An 18814-nucleotide genomic window follows, 5' to 3' on the forward strand; every position below is an offset into this window, starting at 1 on the left:
CGGGAACCGCACACCCGGGCGCCCGCGCGCACGCCCTCCCACGCGCCCGCGCCCGGTTCAGCGCGCCCGGCCCGCCACCCGTGGCGCGGGCCGCTCACGGCGCGGGACCCGCCGCTCACCGCTCGAAGCGGTACCCCATCCCCGGCTCGGTGATGAAGTGCCGGGGGTGCGCCGGATCGGCCTCCAGCTTGCGGCGCAGCTGCGCCATGTACACCCGCAGGTAGTTCGTCTCCGTGCCGTACGACGGCCCCCAGACCTCCTGGAGGAGCTGCTTCTGGCCGACCAGCCGCCCGGTGTTGCGGACCAGCACCTCCAGCAGGTGCCACTCGGTGGGCGTCAGCCGGACGTCCCTGCCGTCCCGGTGGACCTTCTTCGCCGCCAGGTCGACCGTGAACCCGGCGGTCTCCACGACCACGCCGTCCTCGCCCCCGGGGACCGGCTCCGCGCGGCGGACGGCGGCGCGCAGCCGGGCCAGCAGCTCGTCCATGCCGAACGGCTTGGTGACGTAGTCGTCGGCCCCGGCGTCCAGCGCCTCGACCTTCTCGTCGGAGGAGTGGCGGGCGGAGAGCACCAGGATCGGCACCCGGGACCAGCCGCGCAGCCCCTTGATCACGTCGACGCCGTCCATGTCGGGCAGGCCCAGGTCGAGCACGACCACGTCGGGGTGGCGGGCGGCGGCCAGCTCCAGCGCGGTGGCGCCGTCGTGCGCGGCGTCGACCTCGTACTGGCGCGCCTTGAGGTTGATCACGAGGGCACGCACGATCTGCGGCTCGTCGTCGACCACGAGCACCCTGGTCATGGGGCGGCCTGCCTTTCCGGGGTCGCGGGATCGCGGGGCGGGTGGGACCGGTGGGGTTCCCGTGACGACGATACGGCCGACGGCGCGGCCGGTGCCGCCGGTGCCGCCGCACGGAGGGTCAGCACCATGGTGAGCCCTCCGCCCGGGGTGTCCTCGGCGTTCAGGGTGCCGCCCATGGCCTCGGCGAAGCCCCGCGCCACCGCCAGGCCGAGGCCGACGCCCGCCCCGCGCGGGGCGTCCCCGTAGCGCTGGAAGGGCTCGAAGATGCGGTCCTTGGCCTCGTCCGGCACCCCGGGTCCCCGGTCGACGACCCGCACCTCGACCCGGTCGGCCAGGGCGCTCCCGGCCACCAGGACGGTGCGCCCGCCGGGGCTGTACTTGACGGCGTTCTCGACCAGGTTGGCCATCGCGCGCTCCAGGAGCCCGGCGTCCACCGCGACCATGGGGAGCGTCTCCGGGATGTCCAGGTCGACGCTGCCCTCGGGCACCCCGCCCAGCGCCATCGGCACCACCTCGTCGACGTCGATCTCGCGGATGAGCGGGGTGACGGTGCCGGTCTGGAGACGGGACATGTCGAGGAGGTTGCCCACCAGGTGGTGCAGCCGGTCGGCGCCCTCCTCGATGCCCTCCAGCAGCTCCGCCCGGTCCTCCTCGGTCCACGCCACGTCGTCCGAGCGCAGTCCGGTGACCGCCGCCTTGATCCCGGCCAGCGGGGTGCGCAGGTCGTGGCTGACGGCGGCGAGCAGGGCCGTGCGGATGCGGTTGCCCTCGGCCAGGGCGCGGGACCGGTCGGCCTCCTCGCGCAGCCGCCGCCGGTCCAGGACGACGGCGGCCTGGGCGGCGAAGGCGGCCAGCACCCGGCGGTCCTCGGCGGGCAGGACGCGACCGGTCAGCGCGAGCGCCATGTGGTCCCCGACGGGCATGTCGACGTCGGCGTCGTCGGGCCGCTGCACCGGCGGGCCCTGCCCGGCGCGGCCCGCGCAGGTCCAGGGGGCCACGTCGTCCTCCCGCTCCAGCAGGGCGGCGGACTCCATGCCGAAGGTCTCCCGGACGCGTTCGAGCAGCGTCTCCAGGCTGGTCTCGCCGCGCAGCACGTCCCCGGCCAGGAAGGAGAGGATCTCGGCCTCGGCGCGCAGCCGGGCCGCCTGGTGGGTGCGGCGGGCGGCCACGTCGACGACGGAGGCCACGGAGAGCGCGACGCCCACGAATATGGCGAGGGCGAGCATGTTCCGCGGGTCCGCGATGGTGATGCGGTCGACCGGCGGGGTGAAGAACCAGTTGAGCAGCAGCGACCCGACGGCGGCCGAGGCGAGCGCCGGGTAGAGGCCGCCCAGCAGGGCGGCGGCGACGGTGAGCGCCAGGTAGAGCAGGACGTCGTTGGCGAGTCCGAGGTGGACGGTGTTCAGCAGCAGGGTGAGCAGCAGTGGGCCGCCGATCCCGGCGATCCAGCCGCAGACGCGGCGGGAGCGGCCGAGCCGGGCGCCCCGGGCCACGGGGAGTCCGCGGCCCTTGGCGACCTCCTCGTGGGTGACGATGTGGACGTCCAGATCGGGGCCGGACTCGCGGGCGACGGTGGCGCCGACGCCGGGGCCGAGGACGTACTGCCAGGCCTTGCGGCGGGAGGAGCCGAGGACGATCTGGGTGGCGTTGACGCCGCGCGCGAAGTCCAGCAGGGCGGCGGGGACGTCCTCGCCGAGCACGTGGTGGTAGGTGCCGCCGAGGTCCTCCACCAGGGTCCGCTGGACGGTGAGTTCCTTCGGGGAGGCGGCGGTGAGTCCGCCGCTGCGGGCGACGTACACGGCGAGCACCTCGCCGCCGGCGCCCTTCTCGGCGAGGCGGGCGGCGCGCCGGATCAGGGTCCGTCCCTCGGGGCCGCCGGTGAGCCCGACCACGATGCGCTCGCGGGAGCCCCAGATCCGGGAGACCCGGTGCTCGCTGCGGTAGCGCTGGAGGTACTCGTCGGCGTGGTCGGCGACCCAGAGCAGGGCGAGTTCGCGCAGGGCGGTGAGGTTGCCGGGGCGGAAGTAGTTGGAGAGCGCGGCGTCGACCCGGTCCGGCTGGTAGATGTTGCCGTGGGCCATGCGGCGGCGCAGCGCCTGGGGCGACATGTCGACCAGTTCGATCTGGTCGGCGCGGCGGACCACCTCGTCGGGCACGGTCTCGCGCTGGCGGACCCCGGTGATGGACTCGACGACGTCGCCGAGGGACTCCAGGTGCTGGATGTTGACGGTGGAGACCACGTCGATGCCCGCGGCGAGCAGTTCCTCCACGTCCTGCCAGCGCTTGGCGTTGCGCGAGCCGGGGACGTTGGTGTGGGCGAGGTCGTCGACCAGGGCGACCCGGGGGGCGCGCTCCAGGACGGCGTCCAGGTCCAGTTCCGTCCTCGCGGCGCCGGCCCGTCCGGACGTCCGGGGCGCCTGCTCCAGGCCGTGCAGCAGGGTCTCGGTGCGGGCCCTGCCGTGGTGCTCGACGGCGGCCACGACGCAGTCGGTGCCGCGCTGGACCCGCCGGTGCGCCTCGGAGAGCATGGCGTAGGTCTTGCCGACGCCGGGTGCCGCGCCGAGGTAGATCCGTAGCTTGCCGCGTCCCATGCCCTCGTCGTCCTCCGGTCGGTCCTCTGGGGCTCCCGGGGGTCCGGGTGGCGGTGAGGACGGGGGTGCCCGCGGGGCCGGGGTCGCCGGGCACCGGGCCGGTCGGCGTGGGTGCGCCGCGCGCGTTCCGGGGCGGTGGACCCCTGGTGCCGTCGGGACGGCACCAGGTGCCGCTCCGGTGGCGTTCCGGGCCGTTCTCCGGCGGTGCTCCGCCGCGCTGTCCCGCCTCGCGCCGGCCGTCCTTCGGCCCCAGTATCCGGAGCCGGGGGTCCTCCGCGCGAGCGGCCCCCGCGGGCGGTCCGGCCGCCCGCGCGAGCGGGACGTGACGGGCGGGGCCGTGCCACGCGGGCCGCGGCGGCGCCGGGTGCCTTCCGGGGCGCCGGGCACGGACCGGAGCACGGGGCACGGACCGGGGCACGGACCGGGGCGCGGGGCGCCGGAGCGGCCCGGACGGGCCCCGGACACGGCTGAGGGCCGCGCCGGCGGACGCGGCCCTCGGTGTGGCCGGGGAACCGGGCTCAGCGCACCTCGGTGATCTCCGGTCCGCGCTGGAGCTGGCCCATGCCTCCCGAGAACCGGGAGGTCTCCTCCTGCTGCACGCCCTCGGGCACCATCTGCGCGTCGTTCGGCAGCTTGAGCACGATCGGGTCCCTGGGGGCCATCGGGCCCTCGCCGCGCACCACCACGGTGTCGCGGAAGATCTGCTCCAGGAGCCCGGCGGCCTGCGGCTGCACCGCGCCCTGTCCCGAGATCACCCCGCGCAGGAACCAGCGGGGTCCGTCGACGCCGACGAACCGCACGACCTGGAAGCCGCCGGTGCCGTCGGGCAGTTGCACCGGCACCTGGGCGCGCAGCTCCCAGCCGAGCGGGCCCTCGACCTCGTCGACGATGCCGCCCTGCTGGGTGATCCCGGAGCCGATCTCCTCGCGGACCTCGCCCCAGATGCCCTCGCGTTTGGGGGCGGCGAAGCCCTGGAGCTGGATGGCGCTGTCGCGCAGCACGACCGTCGCGGCGACGATCGCGTCACCGGCGACCTCCACGCGCAGTTCCATGCCGTCCACGCCGGGGACGAAGAGTCCGCCGAGGTCCACGCGGCCCTCGCCGGGCTCGCCCACCTCACTGCTGTCCCAGGGGCCGTCGGGGCGCGGTTCGGGTTCGAGGCGCACGCGCTCGCGCTGCCCCTCCGCGCCGGGCTCGGCGTCGTCGACGACCTGCTCGGCCTCGCCGGCCGCGTCATCGGCGGCATCCATCTTCTTGCGACGTCCGAACACGTCACTGTCCTTCCCGGTCGGATACGACCGAAGCGTATCGATTCCCACCCGCCGGGCCGCCCTCGGCGACCCGGCCGCTTGTGCCGCTTGCACGGTCCGTGCCGGCGTGGCCGCCGGTGGACCCGAAGCCCCCCTCGGCCCGCGCCGATCCGGGAAGTTCCGCGACCTGATGGAAGCGGACCCTCTCGACCTGCTGGACGACCAGTTGGGCAATCCGGTCGAAGCGCTCGAACCGCACGGTCTCGTACGGGTCGAGGTTCACCACGATCACCTTGATCTCCCCACGGTACCCGGCATCAATCGTTCCCGGGGCATTCACCAGGGCGACGCCGCAGCGGGCGGCCAGTCCGGAACGCGGGTGCACGAAGGCCGCGTACCCCTCGGGGAGGGCCAGCGACACCCCGGTGGGCAGGACGGCGCGTTCGCCGGGTGCGAGGACGTGGGCGACGGTGGTGCGCAGGTCGGCCCCGGCGTCGCCGGGCATCGCGTACTCCGGCAGCGGGACGTCGGGGTCGACGCGGCGGAGCGGCACCTCCAGGGGCTCCCGGCTCACGGGTTGACCTCGAAGGCGCGGGCCCGGCGGACCTGGTCGGGGTCGTCGAGGACGGCGCGGATCTCCTCCTCGCGGCCGTGCTCGACGAAGTGGTCCACCTTGACCTCGACGAACAGGGCGTCGGCGCGGACCGCGACGGGCCCGTCGGGGCCGCCGATCCGGCCGGTGGCGGTGGAGTAGATCTTCCGTCCGGCCACGGCGGTCGCCTCGGCCGTCAGGTGCAGGGTGGTGCCGACGGGGACGGGCAGCAGGAAGTCGGTCTCCAGGCGGCCGGTGACGGCGATGGTGCGCAGCATCCAGTTCAGCGAGCCGAGGGTCTCGTCGAGGGCGGTGGTCAGCACGCCGCCGTGGGCCAGGCCGGGGGCGCCCTGGTGGGCGGGGCGCACGGTGAACTCGGCGGTGACCCGGACGCCCTCGGCGGCCCGCGCCCGCAGGCGCAGTCCGTGGGGCTGCTCGTCGCCGCAGCCGAAGCACTGGCCGTAGTGCGCGCCGAGCGGCTCGCCGGGAGCGGGGGCGTCGGGGTGCCGTACGGGCCGTACGGCGTCGGCGGGGGGCCGGAGAACCGGGGAAGTACCACTCACAGGCGCAGACCTTACCCGCGCGTCGGCCGATCACCGATACCTGCCAAGCTTGCTCCATGCAGCTCTCCGCCACCCCGTACGAAGAACGTCTCACCGCGCCCCGCTCGTGGTGGCTGATCTCCTTCCTGGTCGGGCTCTCGATGGCCCTGGTCCTGCTGCCCCTGGGCACGCTGCCGATGCTCGGCGGCCTCGCCGGGGGGACGGCGGTGGCCGCGGTGGCGGCCAGTTCGTACGGCTCGGTCCGGATCCGGGTGGTGGGCGGCTCGCTGGTGGCGGGCGAGGCGACGGTCCCGGTGGGCGCGCTGGGCGGGGCGGAGATCCTCGACCCGGAGGAGGCCCGCGCCTGGCGCACGCACAAGGCCGACGCCCGCGCCTTCATGCTGCTGCGGGCGTACGTCCCGCGGGCGGTGCGGATCGAGGTGACGGACCCGGCGGACCCGACGCCGTACCTGTACCTGTCGACCCGGGAGCCGGAGCGTCTGGTGGAGGCCCTGAAGGCGGCCCAGGCGGCCGCGTGACGGGGCCGCGGCGGTCCCGGGCGGTTTTCCCTAGCCCTTGTCCCGGCCGGGGCGCAGACGGCGCGTGAGGCCGCCGGTGAGGCGGCGCGCGTCCATGTCCAGGGCGTCGCGGGGCTCCTCCAGGGCGGGCAGCTCCCCGAGGGCCTCCCAGGGCACCTGGCGGCGGCGCAGGTCGGTGCGGACGCGGGCGGCGAGCCTGCGGGTGTCGCGGCGGTTCATCACGGCGCCGACGGCCGCGCCGACCATGAACGGCATCAGGTTGGGCAGGTCCCGCACCGTGCGCTTCATGACCTGCTGGCGCAGGTGGCGCTTGGCGTGGCTGTTCATGGCGGAGCCGAAGGTGGCGGGGTTGACCACCTCGACGCCGCGCTCGTCGGACCAGGAGCCGAGGTAGGCGGAGCTGCGCTGGACGAGGGTGCCCGGCGGACGGAGCCCGTAGACCTCGTGGAGTTCGGCGATGAGCTTGAGCTCGATCGCGGCGACGCCGGTGATCTCGGCGGCCAGTTCGGTGGGCATCGCGGGCGGTACGGGCATCATCGCGGCGGCGCCCACACCGGCGCCGACGGTCGCGGTGGCCCGGGCGGCGGCGGCGATCAGCCGGTCCGCGATCTCCTCGGGGCCGAGGCCGGGGAACTGGCGGCGCAGGGTCGCCAGGTCGCGCACGGGGACGCGGGGGGCCAGGTCGATGATCCGGTCCGCGAGGTGGGCCAGGGCTGCCCTGGCGCGGTCGCCGCCCTTGCGGACGCCCTGTTCCGCCCGGTCCCGGAAGGCCGCCGCACGGCGCCGGGCGGCGGGCGCCCGCACGGGGGCGGGGCGCTCGCCCCGGTCGTCCGATACGCCGAGCGGGGCCTTTCCCTCGACGGTGGGGCCCCGCTCGTCGTCACGCGCGCTGTCCGGGCCGTGGGACGGCCCTTGGTCCGCTCCCCGCGAGGAGGGGCGGCGCTTCCAGGGAGGGGTCGAGCCGGTCACGGCCGACCCCTCCTCAGTCGCAGTCGCGGCAGATGGGCTGGCCGTTCTTCTCGCGGGCCAGCTGGCTGCGGTGGTGCACCAGGAAGCAGCTCATGCAGGTGAACTCGTCCTGCTGCTTGGGCAGCACACGAACGGCCAGTTCCTCGTTGGACAGGTCGGCGCCGGGCAGTTCCAGGCCCTCTGCGGCCTCGAACTCGTCGACGTCGACGGCCGAGGCGGACTTGTCGTTCCGCCGGGCCTTCAGTTCTTCGAGGCTGTCCGAGTCGACGTCGTCGTCGGTCTTGCGTGGAGTGTCGTAATCGGTTGCCATGGTCGCTCTCCCCCTCTGGGTGTCTGCGGTGTCTCCAGCGCACGTAACGCGTGAGAGGCCGGACTTGTGCCCGACCCGAGGCGGAGATTTTGCCTCACATCAAGGTCTGTTACTCAATCGACACCCAACCGGACCCCCCGAAGGCGATCGGCTTGGATGGCGACGGTGACCGTACACGGTCCGATCGCCGCACTTCAAAGGGCGTCTCACCGTGTACTTCCCGTGATCCCGGCCCCCGAAAACCAGGATTTTCCCGGCTTTTCACAGGGGTCATGATCACGGAGAGTAGATGACCGGAAAGTCGCCACTGTGATCGATCACACAGGGAGGAGCCGGGCCGGCGACCCGGAAATTCCGCCCAAAGCGAACATCACCGGGTCCCCGGCCGAATGTCGGGGCCATGGTCTCAGATCGGCAGCGTGACGCGCATCACGAGCCCTCCGCCCTCCCGGGGGCGCGCGGAGATGTGCCCGCCGTGCGCCCGCGCGACCGAGCGGGCGATGGACAGGCCGAGGCCCACGCCCTTGTCGCTGCCCGTCCGCTCCGTCCGCAGCCGCCGGAACGGCTCGAAGAGGTTGTCGATCTCGTACGCCGGGACCACCGGGCCGGTGTTGGTGACCACCAGGACCGCCTGGTGGTTCTCCACGGCGGTGGTGACCTCGACCCAGCCGTCCTCCGGCACGTTGTAGCGCACGGCGTTCTGGACGAGGTTCAGCGCGATCCGCTCCAGCAGGACCCCGTTGCCCTGGACCACCGCCGGGGCGCGCTCGCCGCCCAGCCGCACGCCCTTGGCCTCGGCCTCGGCGTGCACCTGGTCGACGGCCTGGCCGGCCACCTCGGCGAGGTCCACCGGTTTGCGCTCGACGATCTGGTTGTCGCTGCGGGCGAGCAGGAGCAGGCCCTCCACGAGCTGCTCGCTGCGCTCGTTGGTGGCGAGCAGGGTCTTGCCGAGCTGCTGGAGCTCCACCGGGGCGTTCGGGTCCGACAGGTGCACCTCCAGGAGGGTGCGGTTGATCGCCAGCGGGGTGCGCAGCTCGTGCGAGGCGTTGCCGACGAACCGCTGCTGGGCGGTGAAGGCCCGCTGGAGCCGCTCCAGCATGTCGTCGAAGGTGTCCGCCAGCTCCTTCAGCTCGTCGTCCGGGCCGTCCAGCTCGATCCGCCGGGAGAGGTCGGAACCGGCCACCGCGCGCGCGGTGCGGGTGATCCGGCCCAGCGGTGACAGGACGCGGCCGGCCATGGCGTACCCGAACGCGAAGGCGATGACGGCGAGGCCGAGCAGGGCCAGCAGGGAACGGCTGAGCAGCCGGTCCAGGGCGACCTGGCGCTGGTGGTCGATGCACTCGCTGATCGCCGCGTTGAACTGGGTGAGCGAGAGGTTGCCGTGGGTGACGCCCGGGCAGTCGGTGCTGGAGACCTGGAGGCCGTCGAAGTCGACGATCTTGTACAGGGGCTGGTTGCCGGTGCGAACCGCCTGGGCGGCCAGCAGGTAGATGATCGACAGCAGCAGTATCCCGGCGATCAGGAACATGCCGCCGTACAGCAGGGTGAGCCGTATCCGGATGGTGGGCCGCAGCCAGGGCAGCGGGCTCACCGACCGGGGGTCCCAGGTGGGCTTGGGGGGCACCCCGGGGGGTGCGGGAGAGGACGCCACGGTCGATCAGATCCGGTACCCGGAGCCGGGGACGGTGACGATGACGGGTGGCTCGCCCAGCTTGCGGCGCAGGGTCATCACGGTGACCCGCACGACGTTGGTGAACGGGTCGGTGTTCTCGTCCCAGGCCTTCTCCAGGAGCTGCTCGGCGGAGACGACCGCGCCCTCGCTGCGCATCAGCACCTCCAGCACCGCGAACTCCTTGGGCGCGAGCTGCACCTCCCGGCCGTCCCGGAAGACCTCCCGGCGGTTGGGGTCCAGCCTGATCCCGGCCCGCTCCAGGACGGGGGGCAGCGCGACGCTGGTGCGCCGGCCCAGGGCGCGGACGCGGGCGATCAGCTCGCTGAAGGCGAAGGGCTTGGGCAGGTAGTCGTCGGCGCCGATCTCCAGGCCCTCGACCCGGTCGCTGACGTCGCCGGAGGCCGTGAGCATCAGCACCCGGGTCGGCATGCCCAGCTCGACGATCCGGCGGCAGACGTCGTCGCCGTGGACCAGGGGGAGGTCGCGGTCGAGGACGACCACGTCGTAGTCGTTGACGCCGATGCGCTCCAGGGCCGCCGCACCGTCGTACACGACGTCGACGGCCATGGCCTCCCGGCGCAGTCCGGTGGCCACCGCATCGGCGAGCAGTTGCTCGTCCTCGACGACGAGTACGCGCACGTGGCTGGTCCTTCCTGTGTCCGCCCCGGGCGGCCTCGCGCGGGCGCGCGGGAGCGGGGGGCTCGTGGGGGTGTCGGCACCATCCTGCCCTTTTCGGCCATAAGTCGGCGGTAAGGCGGGAGGTGGGAGGGGCCGCCGGGTCCCTCCCGGGCCCCCGGGGGCCGTGCGGTGGTGGCCGGGCGGCGGGCGGGGAATCCGGTGAGGACGAAAATTTCTCGTGCGGGAGAGGTTTCCGCGAAAGAGAGTGCGGGGAGGACCGGTTTACACCCCACGATCGCGCTCTGCCCGTACCGCATGCCACGCGGTGCGCCGCGGTCCGCTCCCGCGGAGCGGGCGTGGGTGTCCGGCACCGTCGCCGCCCAGTGGGGGGCGCTGGGCACTCCACCGGAGAGGTGATCGTCCCTTTCGATCGGCACACCCCCGTGCCACCGACCCACGACCCAGGACGAGGGGGCGCAGCATGGACGCTTTCACCGCAGGACTTCTGCAGCGCATAAAGACGACCGAGTCCGACCTCTCCCGGGCCCGCGACGAGGGTGACGACTTCCTCGTCGAGGTGGAGCTGGGCGAACTCGACGACCTGCGCCGGCTCGCCGCCGAGCACGGCGTGGAGGTCGGCGCGTCCGCCAACGGCAACTGAGAGGCCCGTGAACACCAGGCCCCGGCGAGACCCAGCGCCGGGGCCCTTTCGCGCGCGGCGCGGCGGACGCGGGCGGCGGGGCGGACGCGGGCGGTACGGCGCCCGTCCCGGGGACCACCACGCCGGCCCGGGGCCCGCACGGGCCCCGGCGGCTCACAACACGGATCCCGGGTGTCACGACGCCCGGCCCGGACCCCGCACGGCGCCGGGAGCACGGCACGGGACACTCGGGCGCGGCACAGCCCGGGTGTCACGGCGCCGGTCCCGGGACCCCGCACGGGCCCCGGCGGCTCACGGCACGAGTCCCCGGTGCCACCACGACGCCCGCCCCGGCGCCCGCACGGATTCCTGGGGCACGGTACGGGTCCCGCGGCACGGTGCGGGACAGGTTCCGGGTGTCACGGCGCCGGGCCGGGAGCAGCGCCACCGCGCCCGGCCGGTGCGCGCCACGGCGACGGTCCCGGCCCAGGCCAAGGCCCAGGCTCCGGCCCCGACGGACGACCGGCGGGTCCCCGGCCGCGAGGGGGCCGGGGACCCGCCGGTGGTGTCACGCGCCGAAGTCGACCAGCAGGCTCCGCAGCGGGGCGAAGACCGCGGGCGTGGCGGCGACGGTCAGGGCGCCGGACGGCGGCTCCCCGGGGTGTCCGCCGGTGACCGCGCCCGCCTCCCGGGCGATCAGGTCGCCGGCCGCCAGGTCCCAGGGGTGCAGCCCGCGCTCGTAGTAGCCGTCCAGGCGCCCCGCCGCCACGTCGCACAGGTCGATCGCGGCCGAGCCGCCCCGCCGGATGTCGCGGACCAGCGGGATCAGCCGCCGGGCGACCTCCGCCTGCTCGGCGCGGACCTCGGCCACGTAGTTGAAGCCGGTCGACACCAGCGCCCGGTCCAGCGGCGCGGCGGCCCGGCAGGAGAGCCTGCGGGCGCCCTCCCAGGCCCCCGTCGCCCAGGCGCCGCCGCCCCGCACCGCGTAGTAGGTCTCGCCCCGCATGGGCGCGGTGACCACCCCGGCGACCCGCTCGCCGTCCTGCTCGGCGGCGATGGAGACGGCCCAGGCGGGCTGCCCGTAGAGGTAGTTGACGGTGCCGTCGAGCGGGTCGACGACCCAGCGGACACCGCTGGTGCCCTCCCGGGCGGAGCCCTCCTCGCCGAGCAGGCCGTCGTCCGGGCGGCGGTCGGTGATCAGCCCGGTGATCAGTTTCTCCGCCGCGATGTCCATCTCGGTCACCACGTCGATCGGGCTGGACTTGGTGGCGGCGACGGCGAGGTCGGCCGGGCGGCCGTCCCGCAGCAGTTCGCCCGCGCGCCGGGCGGCGTCCCGGGCGATCTCCAGCAGTTCGGCGTGGAGCGGGTCGGTGGCGGTCACGTCGGTCACGGGACTCCTCACGCGTAGGGGCTGTCGGCGCCCGCGGCGGCGGGGCGCGGGGCGCGGGCGGGGCAGCAGCCGACCGGGCACAGGTCGTGGCTCGGGCCGAGGGCGCCCAGGGCGCACGGCGTCACCGGGGTCCCGCGCTCGGCGGCGGCGCGCTCCAGGACGAGGTCGCGCACGGCGGCGGCGAACCGGGGGTCGGCGCCCACGGTGGCCGAGCGGCGCACCGGCAGGCCCAGTTCCGCGGCCTTGGCGGTGGCCTCGGTGTCGAGGTCGTACAGGACCTCCATGTGGTCGGAGACGAACCCGATGGGGGCCATGACGACGGCGGGCACCCCGGCCTCCCGCCGCTCCGCCAGGTGGTCGCAGATGTCGGGCTCCAGCCACGGGATGTGCGGCGCCCCGGACCGGGACTGGTACACCAGCCGCCAGGGGTGGTCGGTGCCGGTGCGCTCGCGGACGGCGTCGGCGATGGTCCGGGCCACGTCGAGGTGCTGGCGCACGTACGCCCCGCCGTCGCCGTGGTCCCCGGGCGGGCCGGAGGTGTCGGCGGCCGAGACGGGGATCGAGTGGGTGCAGAAGGCGATGTGCGCCCCGTCCCGGACCTCCTCGGGCAGCTCGGCCAGGGCCCGGACGACCCCGTCGGCCATGGGCTCGACGAAGCCCGGGTGGTTGAAGTAGTGCCGGAGCCTGTCGACGGCGGGCGGCTCCAGGCCCTCGGCCGCCAGCGCGGCCAGCGCGTCGGCCAGGTTCTCGCGGTACTGGCGGCAGCCGGAGTAGGAGGCGTAGGCGCTGGTGGTGACGACGAGGACGCGGCGGCGGCCGTCGCGGACCATCTCGCGCAGGGTGTCGGTGAGGTACGGCGCCCAGTTGCGGTTGCCCCAGTAGACCGGGAGGTCGAGGCCGTGCCCGGCGAAGTCGGCGCGCAGCGCCTCCAGCAGGGCGCGGTTCTGCCCGTTGATGGGGCTGACCCCGCCGAAGAGGAAGTAGTGCTGTCCGACCTCCTTCAGGCGTTCCTCGGGGATGTCTCTGCCTCGGGTCACGTTCCGGAGGAACGGGACCACGTCGTCCGGGCCCTCGGGGCCGCCGAACGAGAGCAGGAGGAGGGCGTCGTAGGGGGTGGCGTCGAGCACGTCTGGCATGCCCCGATCCTCCCATCCGGCGCGCTCGCCGGACGCCGCCGGGTGGGGCCGCCGGGGTGTGTCCCGGGGCGGCGGGACGACCCGGGGAAGCGGGGGACGCCGGGGCCGCGGCGTGCCGGGCGGGGGCTCCCCCGGGCGGGGGCTCCCCCGGGCGGGGCCGGTGTTCCGGGGCGGGGCTCCCCCGGGGCGTGACGAGGCGGGCGTCCCGGGGCGGGGAATCCATCGGCTCAGAGGCCCCGCCGGAGCGAGGGCCCCGCCGGAGCAAGGTGCCCCGGCGCGAGGGGTCCCGCCGGGGCGGCCCGCGCGGTGCGCGGGGGACTCCCCGGAGCGCACCGTCCGGAACGCCGCGGACCGGCCGGGGGCAAAGGGGCCGGGGCGGGGCCGGAGTGGGGCCGGGCTACGGGATGGGCGGCCCGGGGAGCGGCGGCCCGGACGTGGGCGAAGTGTCCGAAGCGGGGGGTGTTGTCGGGGCTCATCGGCACGTAACCTGTATGCGCCGCGTTCGCACCTTACGAGACGTGCCGCGGACCCCGTGTCCCGGTGCCGCGGGCACCGCGCCACCCCTCGTCCCGCCCCTCCCCCCGCGCCCTTCCGGAGCCCGTGTTGCCCAGCCCCTACCGCGCCCTGTTCGCAGCCCCCGGCACCAGGGGCTTCGCCACCGCGGGGTTCATCGGCCGGATGCCGCTGTCGATGATGGGCATCGGCGTGGTGACGATGATCTCGCAGCTCACCGGGCGGTACGGGCTGGCCGGAGCCCTGTCGGCGACGATCGCGCTGGCGGCCGCCGTGGCCGGGCCGCAGGTCTCCCGGCTGGTGGACCGGTACGGGCAGCGGCGGGTGCTGCGCCCGGCGACCCTGGTCTCGCTCACCGCGGCGGCCGTGCTGCTGCCGGCGGCGCACTACGGCTGGCCGGACTGGGTGCTGTTCGTGTCCTGCGTGGGCATCGGCTGCGTGCCGAGCGTGGGCGCGATGGTCCGGGCCCGCTGGGCGGCGATCTACCGGGGCACCCCGCGGCTGCACACCGCGTACTCCTTCGAGTCGGTGCTCGACGAGGCCTGCTTCGTCTTCGGGCCGATCATCTCCATCGGCCTGTCCACGGCCTGGTTCCCGGAGGCCGGTCCGCTGCTGGCCGCCTGCTGCCTGGCGGTGGGCGTCTTCTGGCTGACCTCGCAGCGGGCCACCGAGCCCGTGCCGCACCCCCGGGAGCAGCACGGCGGGGGCAGCGCGCTGCGCGCCCCGGGCCTCCAGGTGCTGGTGGCGACCTTCGTGGCCACGGGCGCGATCTTCGGCGCGGTCGACGTGGTCACCGTGGCCTTCGCCGAGGAGCGGGGGCACAAGGCCGCCGCCAGCCTGGTGCTGGCCGCGTACGCGGTCGGCTCCTGCGTGGCGGGCCTGGTCTTCGGGCTGATCCGCTTCGCCGGGCGCCCGGAGCCCCGCTGGCTGCTGGGCATCTGTGCGAACGCCGTGAGTATGATCCCCCTCCTACTGGTCGGAAACCTGCCGTTCCTGGCCGTGGCGCTCCTCGTCGCGGGTCTCTCCGTCGCTCCGACGATGATCACGACGATGTCCCTCGTCGAGGAGCACGTATCTCGCGCGCAGCTCACCGAGGGCATGACCTGGGTGAGCACCGGCCTCGCGGTCGGGGTCGCGCTCGGCTCCTCCGCGGGCGGCGTGGTGATCGACGCCGCCGGGGCGCGCGCCGGGTACGGGGTTCCGGTGGTGGCCGGGGCCGTCGCGGTGGCGGTCGGTTTCCTCGGGTACCGCCGGCTCACTCGGCCGGCGCCGCGGCGGGGAGGCACCGTTGGACAGCACACGCACGGCAGGCGGGACGGCACGCGCCGGGAACGGGACATGGCGTAACTGGGGCGGCAACGTCACCGCGCGCCCCGCCCGGCAGACCGCTCCCGCGTCGGTCGGGGAACTGGCCGCGGTCCTGCGCCGGGCCGCCGAGGAGGGGCTGCCGGTCAAGGCCGTCGGCACCGGGCACTCGTTCACGTCCATAGCCGCGACGGACGGCGTGCTGATCCGTCCCGGTCTGCTGACCGGCATCCGCGGCATCGACCGCGAGGCGATGACGGTGACCGTCGCGGCGGGCACCCCCCTCAGGCGGCTGAACGTGGCCCTGGCCCGCGAGGGCCTGTCGCTCACGAACATGGGCGACATCATGGAGCAGACGGTCTCCGGTGCCGTCAGCACCGGCACCCACGGCACGGGCCGCGCCTCGGCCTCGCTCGCCGCCCAGATCAGGGGCCTGGAGCTGGTCACGGCCGACGGCACGGTGCTCACCTGCTCCGCGACGGAGAACGCCGACGTGTTCGCCGCCGCCCGGATCGGGCTCGGCGCCCTGGGCGTCGTCACGGCGATCACCTTCGCGGTGGAGCCGCTCTTCCTGCTCACGGCGCGCGAGGAGCCGATGCCGTGGGAGCGGGTGCTGTCGGACTTCGACGAACTCTGGACGGAGAACGAGCACTTCGAGTTCTACTGGTTCCCGCACACGGACGGCACCAACACCAAGCGCAACAACCGCAGCACGGGCCCGGAGCGGCCGGTGGGCCCGGTCCGGGCCTGGCTGGAGGACGAGTTCCTGTCCAACGGCGTCTTCCAGGCGGCGAACTGGGTCGGCCGCGCGGCGCCCGGCACCGTCCCCGCCCTCGCGCGGCTCTCCAGCAGGGCGCTGTCCGCGCGGACGTACACCGACATCCCGTACAAGGTGTTCACCTCGCCGCGCCGGGTGCGGTTCGTGGAGATGGAGTACGCGGTGCCGCGCGAGGCCGTCGTGGCGACGCTGCGCGAACTGCGGGCGGTGATCGAGCGGTCCCGGCTGCGGATCAGCTTCCCGGTCGAGGTGCGCACCGCCCCCGCCGACGACATCACGCTGTCCACCGCCTCGGGCCGGGACAGCGCGTACATCGCCGTCCACATGTTCCGGGGCACGCCCTACCAGGCGTACTTCACCGCCGCCGAGCGGGTGTTCGCCGCGCACGAGGGGCGCCCGCACTGGGGGAAGGTGCACACCCGGGACGCGGAGTACCTCGCCGGGGTGTATCCGCGGTTCGGCGAGTTCACGGCGCTGCGGGACCGGCTGGACCCGGACCGGCGGTTCCGGAACGACCATCTGCGCCGGATCCTGGGGTCGTAGCGGGGCCCTCCGGCGCCGTGCCCTCCTGGGCCGGGTCCTCCGGGACGGTGCCGGTGGGCCCGGTGCCGGTGGCGCCGCCGGTGACGTCCGGGGCGGGGTCCCCGGTGCCGGTGGCGGAATCGGGGCCGGTGCCGTCGGCCGGGGCGGTGGGGGCGGGCGTCGCGGACGGGGCGGACGGGGCGGTGGCGCCGCCGTCGCCGGGGCCTCCCGGAGTGGCGGAGCCGGCCGGGTCCGGTGCCGGGGAGCCGCCGTCCGGTGCCGGGGAGCCGGAGCCGTCCGGCCCGCCGGGGCGCGGCGCGGGGCGGTCGTGGCCGGTCAGGACGCCGCCGATGGTGGTGCTGCGGTCGCCGCTCAGATCGTGCCCGGCGGCGGCCTCGTAGACGGTGATCCCGGTCATGGCGACGCCGAAGACGAGTGCCGCCCCGACCAGTTGCCGCCGGCGGCTCCTGCCCCGGGTCCGGTGGACGGTGCCCTCGGTGTACCCGCCCGGCGCGGGGGCTCCGGCGGCCTCCCGGCGGCCCGGGCCCCGGCGGCCGCCGCGGGCGCGGCCGGTGACGGTGCGTGCGGTGGCGGTGCGCGGGACGGCGCTGCGCGCGGGGGCCGTGCGGTCGCGCATCCGCTCCCCCGTCCGCCGGAAGACGTGCTGGAGGACCGAGCCTCCGCAGGTGGCGACGACGCTGATCAGACCGGCGCCGAGGATCGTGCCGTAGACGCCGAAGGAGGAGGCGAGCTTGGCGGCGACCACTGCCGCGAGGGCGCTGCCCGCGACCTGGGGCACGCTGAGGTCGATCCGCCTCCGCTCCGCCCGTCCCCCCGCTTCCCCCTCCGTACGCATGTCCGCATCACCCACGGCATCGGGCCTTCCACGCATCACCGGACCTTCCCTGACGTTCCCCCAGGCAGGGGATCAACCGCATGAGAAGGGGACGCATGGCCGGAATCATTAGTTCCGGTTACGGCGATGACGTGAAGTACGCCACCCGCGGGATCCCGGAGGCCCCGCCGGGACCACCGGGGACCGGGCGGGACACGGGGCGGGAGCGGCCGGGGGCGGCCGCTCCGCGGAAATCCGGCGGCGCGCCACCCCACGCGCATGGTCCCAATGGAGTAGTGTGGCGAGCCCTGGGTCCGGGCTCCCATCAGGGTGTCCAGGATCCCGAAGGACCGCCGGGAGGGGGCTACTTGCGCAGGGTGACGCCGTTGGCCACTGAGCGTTGCGAACAGGTAACCGTGCCATAACGGCGATCCAGGCCCCGCGTCCGACACGCCGGGCAACTCGGCAAGGTTGTGGCAGGCTGCACCCGGGCAGGCCACACTCGACAGAGCGGAAGCAGCGACGCACGTGACGTCGGCAGGCACCACCCGGGAGGTCCCCATGCCCGAACTGCGTGTCGTGGCCGTCTCGAATGACGGCACACGGCTGGTGCTGAAGGCTGCGGACTCGACGGAGTACACCCTTCCGATCGACGAGCGGCTGAGGGCAGCCGTGCGCGGTGACCGCCCCCGCCTCGGCCAGATCGAGATCGAGGTGGAGAGCCATCTCCGCCCCCGCGACATCCAGGCACGTATACGAGCCGGCGCGACGGCGGAGGAAGTGGCCCAGATGGCCGGCATCCCCGTTGACCGCGTGCGCCGTTTCGAGGGTCCCGTGCTGGCCGAGCGCGCCTTCATGGCCGAGCGTGCCCGCAAGACCCCCGTCCGCCGCCCCGGCGAGAACTCCGGCCCGCCCCTCGGCGAGGCCGTGCAGGAGCGGCTGACGCTGCGCGGCGCCGAGAAGGACACCGCGCAGTGGGACTCCTGGCGCCGCGACGACGGCACCTGGGAGGTCCTGCTCGTCTACCGGGTCGCGGGCGAACCGCACTCGGCGAGCTGGACGTACGACCCGCCCCGGCGGCTCGTCCAGGCCGTCGACGACGAGGCGCGCGCGCTGATCGGGGAGTCCGACGACCTCGGCTCGCCCGAGCCCAGCTTCCCCTTCGTCCCGCGCATCGCCCGGCTGCCGCGCGACCGCCCGCTGGACCGCAGCCTCGACCGCGAGCTGCGGGAGCGGCCGGTCCTGCCCGCGCCACCGTCCGACCCGCCGGAGGACCTCGCGGTCACCGCGTCCGGGGAGCGGGACTCGCTCACCAGCCTGCTGGAGGCGGTGCCGAGCTTCCGGGGCGACCTCGTCGTCCCCGAGCGGGCGCCGGAGCCGCCGGAGGAGCCCGCGGCCGAGGAGCCCGAGCTGGAGGAGCCCCCGGCGCCCGCGGCCTCGGCCGGTTCCGCCTACGCCGACGTGCTGATGCCGCGTTCGGTGGGCAGCCACCGCGACCGGCTGATCGGCTCCACCGACCGCCAGGCCGAGGCGGACGGCGTCCGCCCGGGGCGGCGGGCGGCGGTGCCGAGCTGGGACGAGATCGTGTTCGGCACCCGCCGGAAGAAGCAGGACTAGGGCCTCTCGTTTGGATCATGCCGGGCTCGCGGGCCCTGGCACCGCACCTCGCCGCGCTGTCGTCGGTCGCCAGGGCGCTCCGCCCTGACTCCCTCTGCCTCGCGACGCACGGCGCCGGACCCCGCCTCCTGATCCGGCCCGATCCAAACGCAAGACCCCAGCGCCCGGCCGCGCCGGGCCGCGGCACCGTCCGCCG

General features: G+C 75.1%; 17 protein-coding genes. 5 read left to right on the forward strand and 12 right to left on the reverse strand.

The annotated features are described in order from the left end of the window. Positions 1-115 precede the first annotated feature (115 nt). The 5 genes from ACZ7LB_RS14210 to ACZ7LB_RS14230 all read right to left on the reverse strand — a co-directional run bounded on the left by ACZ7LB_RS14210 (position 116) and on the right by ACZ7LB_RS14230 (position 5795). A complete protein-coding gene (locus ACZ7LB_RS14210; protein ID WP_161225579.1) occupies positions 116-799 on the reverse strand; it encodes a response regulator in 684 nt (227 codons plus the stop codon). Beyond that, positions 796-3390 carry an ATP-binding protein gene (locus tag ACZ7LB_RS14215; protein WP_471468060.1) on the reverse strand — a complete coding sequence of 865 codons (2595 nt, stop codon included), beginning with the start codon at positions 3388-3390 and terminating at the stop codon, positions 796-798. The genes ACZ7LB_RS14210 and ACZ7LB_RS14215 overlap by 4 nt, the downstream gene beginning before the upstream one ends. Before the next feature lie 518 nt (positions 3391-3908). Next, positions 3909-4661, reverse strand: coding sequence for a DUF3710 domain-containing protein (locus ACZ7LB_RS14220; RefSeq protein ID WP_161228685.1), 753 nt, complete (start codon positions 4659-4661; stop codon positions 3909-3911). Position 4662: 1 nt separating this feature from the next. Next, complete coding sequence (gene dut / locus ACZ7LB_RS14225) at positions 4663-5214, reverse strand: dUTP diphosphatase (RefSeq protein WP_471468062.1); 552 nt, start codon at positions 5212-5214, stop codon at positions 4663-4665. Continuing rightward, positions 5211-5795, reverse strand: a complete 585-nt coding sequence (locus ACZ7LB_RS14230; protein ID WP_471468064.1) for a PaaI family thioesterase — start codon at positions 5793-5795, stop codon at positions 5211-5213. Before ACZ7LB_RS14230 ends, dut begins: the two co-directional genes overlap by 4 nt. A 56-nt stretch (positions 5796-5851) precedes the next feature. On the opposite strand from ACZ7LB_RS14230, the gene ACZ7LB_RS14235 reads away from it, so the two are divergent. Next, a complete protein-coding gene (locus tag ACZ7LB_RS14235; protein ID WP_471468066.1) occupies positions 5852-6313 on the forward strand; it encodes a DUF3093 domain-containing protein in 462 nt (153 codons plus the stop codon). 30 nt (positions 6314-6343) lie between these two features. Here ACZ7LB_RS14235 and ACZ7LB_RS14240 read toward each other — a convergent pair whose 3' ends face one another. From ACZ7LB_RS14240 to ACZ7LB_RS14255, 4 genes are all read right to left on the reverse strand, one after another. Then, positions 6344-7282, reverse strand: coding sequence for a hypothetical protein (locus ACZ7LB_RS14240; RefSeq protein ID WP_471468068.1), 939 nt, complete (start codon positions 7280-7282; stop codon positions 6344-6346). 13 nt (positions 7283-7295) lie between these two features. After that, complete coding sequence (locus tag ACZ7LB_RS14245) at positions 7296-7592, reverse strand: DUF4193 domain-containing protein (protein ID WP_003993510.1); 297 nt, start codon at positions 7590-7592, stop codon at positions 7296-7298. Between the two features lie 406 nt (positions 7593-7998). Further along, on the reverse strand, positions 7999-9243 hold the full coding sequence (locus ACZ7LB_RS14250; protein ID WP_471468070.1) for a sensor histidine kinase: 1245 nt from the start codon (positions 9241-9243) through the stop codon (positions 7999-8001). Between the two features lie 6 nt (positions 9244-9249). After that, positions 9250-9903, reverse strand: coding sequence for a response regulator transcription factor (locus ACZ7LB_RS14255; RefSeq protein ID WP_161228679.1), 654 nt, complete (start codon positions 9901-9903; stop codon positions 9250-9252). A 460-nt stretch (positions 9904-10363) separates the two neighbouring features. Here ACZ7LB_RS14255 and ACZ7LB_RS14260 point away from each other — a divergent pair, with 460 nt between their 5' ends. Then, positions 10364-10543 carry a hypothetical protein gene (locus ACZ7LB_RS14260; RefSeq protein ID WP_161228678.1) on the forward strand — a complete coding sequence of 60 codons (180 nt, stop codon included), beginning with the start codon at positions 10364-10366 and terminating at the stop codon, positions 10541-10543. A 547-nt stretch (positions 10544-11090) separates the two neighbouring features. Here ACZ7LB_RS14260 and ACZ7LB_RS14265 read toward each other — a convergent pair. Together ACZ7LB_RS14265 and ACZ7LB_RS14270 are read right to left on the reverse strand one after the other, a co-directional pair. Then, positions 11091-11912 carry an inositol monophosphatase family protein gene (locus ACZ7LB_RS14265; protein WP_471468072.1) on the reverse strand — a complete coding sequence of 274 codons (822 nt, stop codon included), beginning with the start codon at positions 11910-11912 and terminating at the stop codon, positions 11091-11093. Between the two features lie 8 nt (positions 11913-11920). Further along, positions 11921-13048, reverse strand: a complete 1128-nt coding sequence (locus ACZ7LB_RS14270) for a ferrochelatase (protein WP_471468074.1) — start codon at positions 13046-13048, stop codon at positions 11921-11923. A gap of 603 nt (positions 13049-13651) precedes the next feature. Between ACZ7LB_RS14270 and ACZ7LB_RS14275 the strand changes: the two genes are divergently transcribed. Both ACZ7LB_RS14275 and ACZ7LB_RS14280 read left to right on the forward strand, forming a co-directional pair. Next, positions 13652-14908, forward strand: coding sequence for an MFS transporter (locus ACZ7LB_RS14275; protein ID WP_471468076.1), 1257 nt, complete (start codon positions 13652-13654; stop codon positions 14906-14908). Then, complete coding sequence (locus tag ACZ7LB_RS14280) at positions 14850-16187, forward strand: D-arabinono-1,4-lactone oxidase (RefSeq protein ID WP_471468078.1); 1338 nt, start codon at positions 14850-14852, stop codon at positions 16185-16187. Before ACZ7LB_RS14275 ends, ACZ7LB_RS14280 begins: the two co-directional genes overlap by 59 nt. On the opposite strand, the gene ACZ7LB_RS14285 is transcribed toward ACZ7LB_RS14280, so the two are convergent. Further along, positions 16111-16965: a hypothetical protein gene (locus ACZ7LB_RS14285; RefSeq protein ID WP_471468080.1), complete on the reverse strand. Its 855-nt coding sequence runs from the start codon at positions 16963-16965 to the stop codon at positions 16111-16113. The genes ACZ7LB_RS14280 and ACZ7LB_RS14285 overlap by 77 nt on opposite strands. Before the next feature lie 597 nt (positions 16966-17562). On the opposite strand from ACZ7LB_RS14285, the gene sepH reads away from it, so the two are divergent. Continuing rightward, positions 17563-18618: a septation protein SepH gene (gene sepH, locus ACZ7LB_RS14290; RefSeq protein WP_471468082.1), complete on the forward strand. Its 1056-nt coding sequence runs from the start codon at positions 17563-17565 to the stop codon at positions 18616-18618. The last annotated feature ends 196 nt before the right edge of the window (positions 18619-18814 follow it).

This window comes from Streptomyces sp. NPDC107521, from assembly GCF_055598485.1.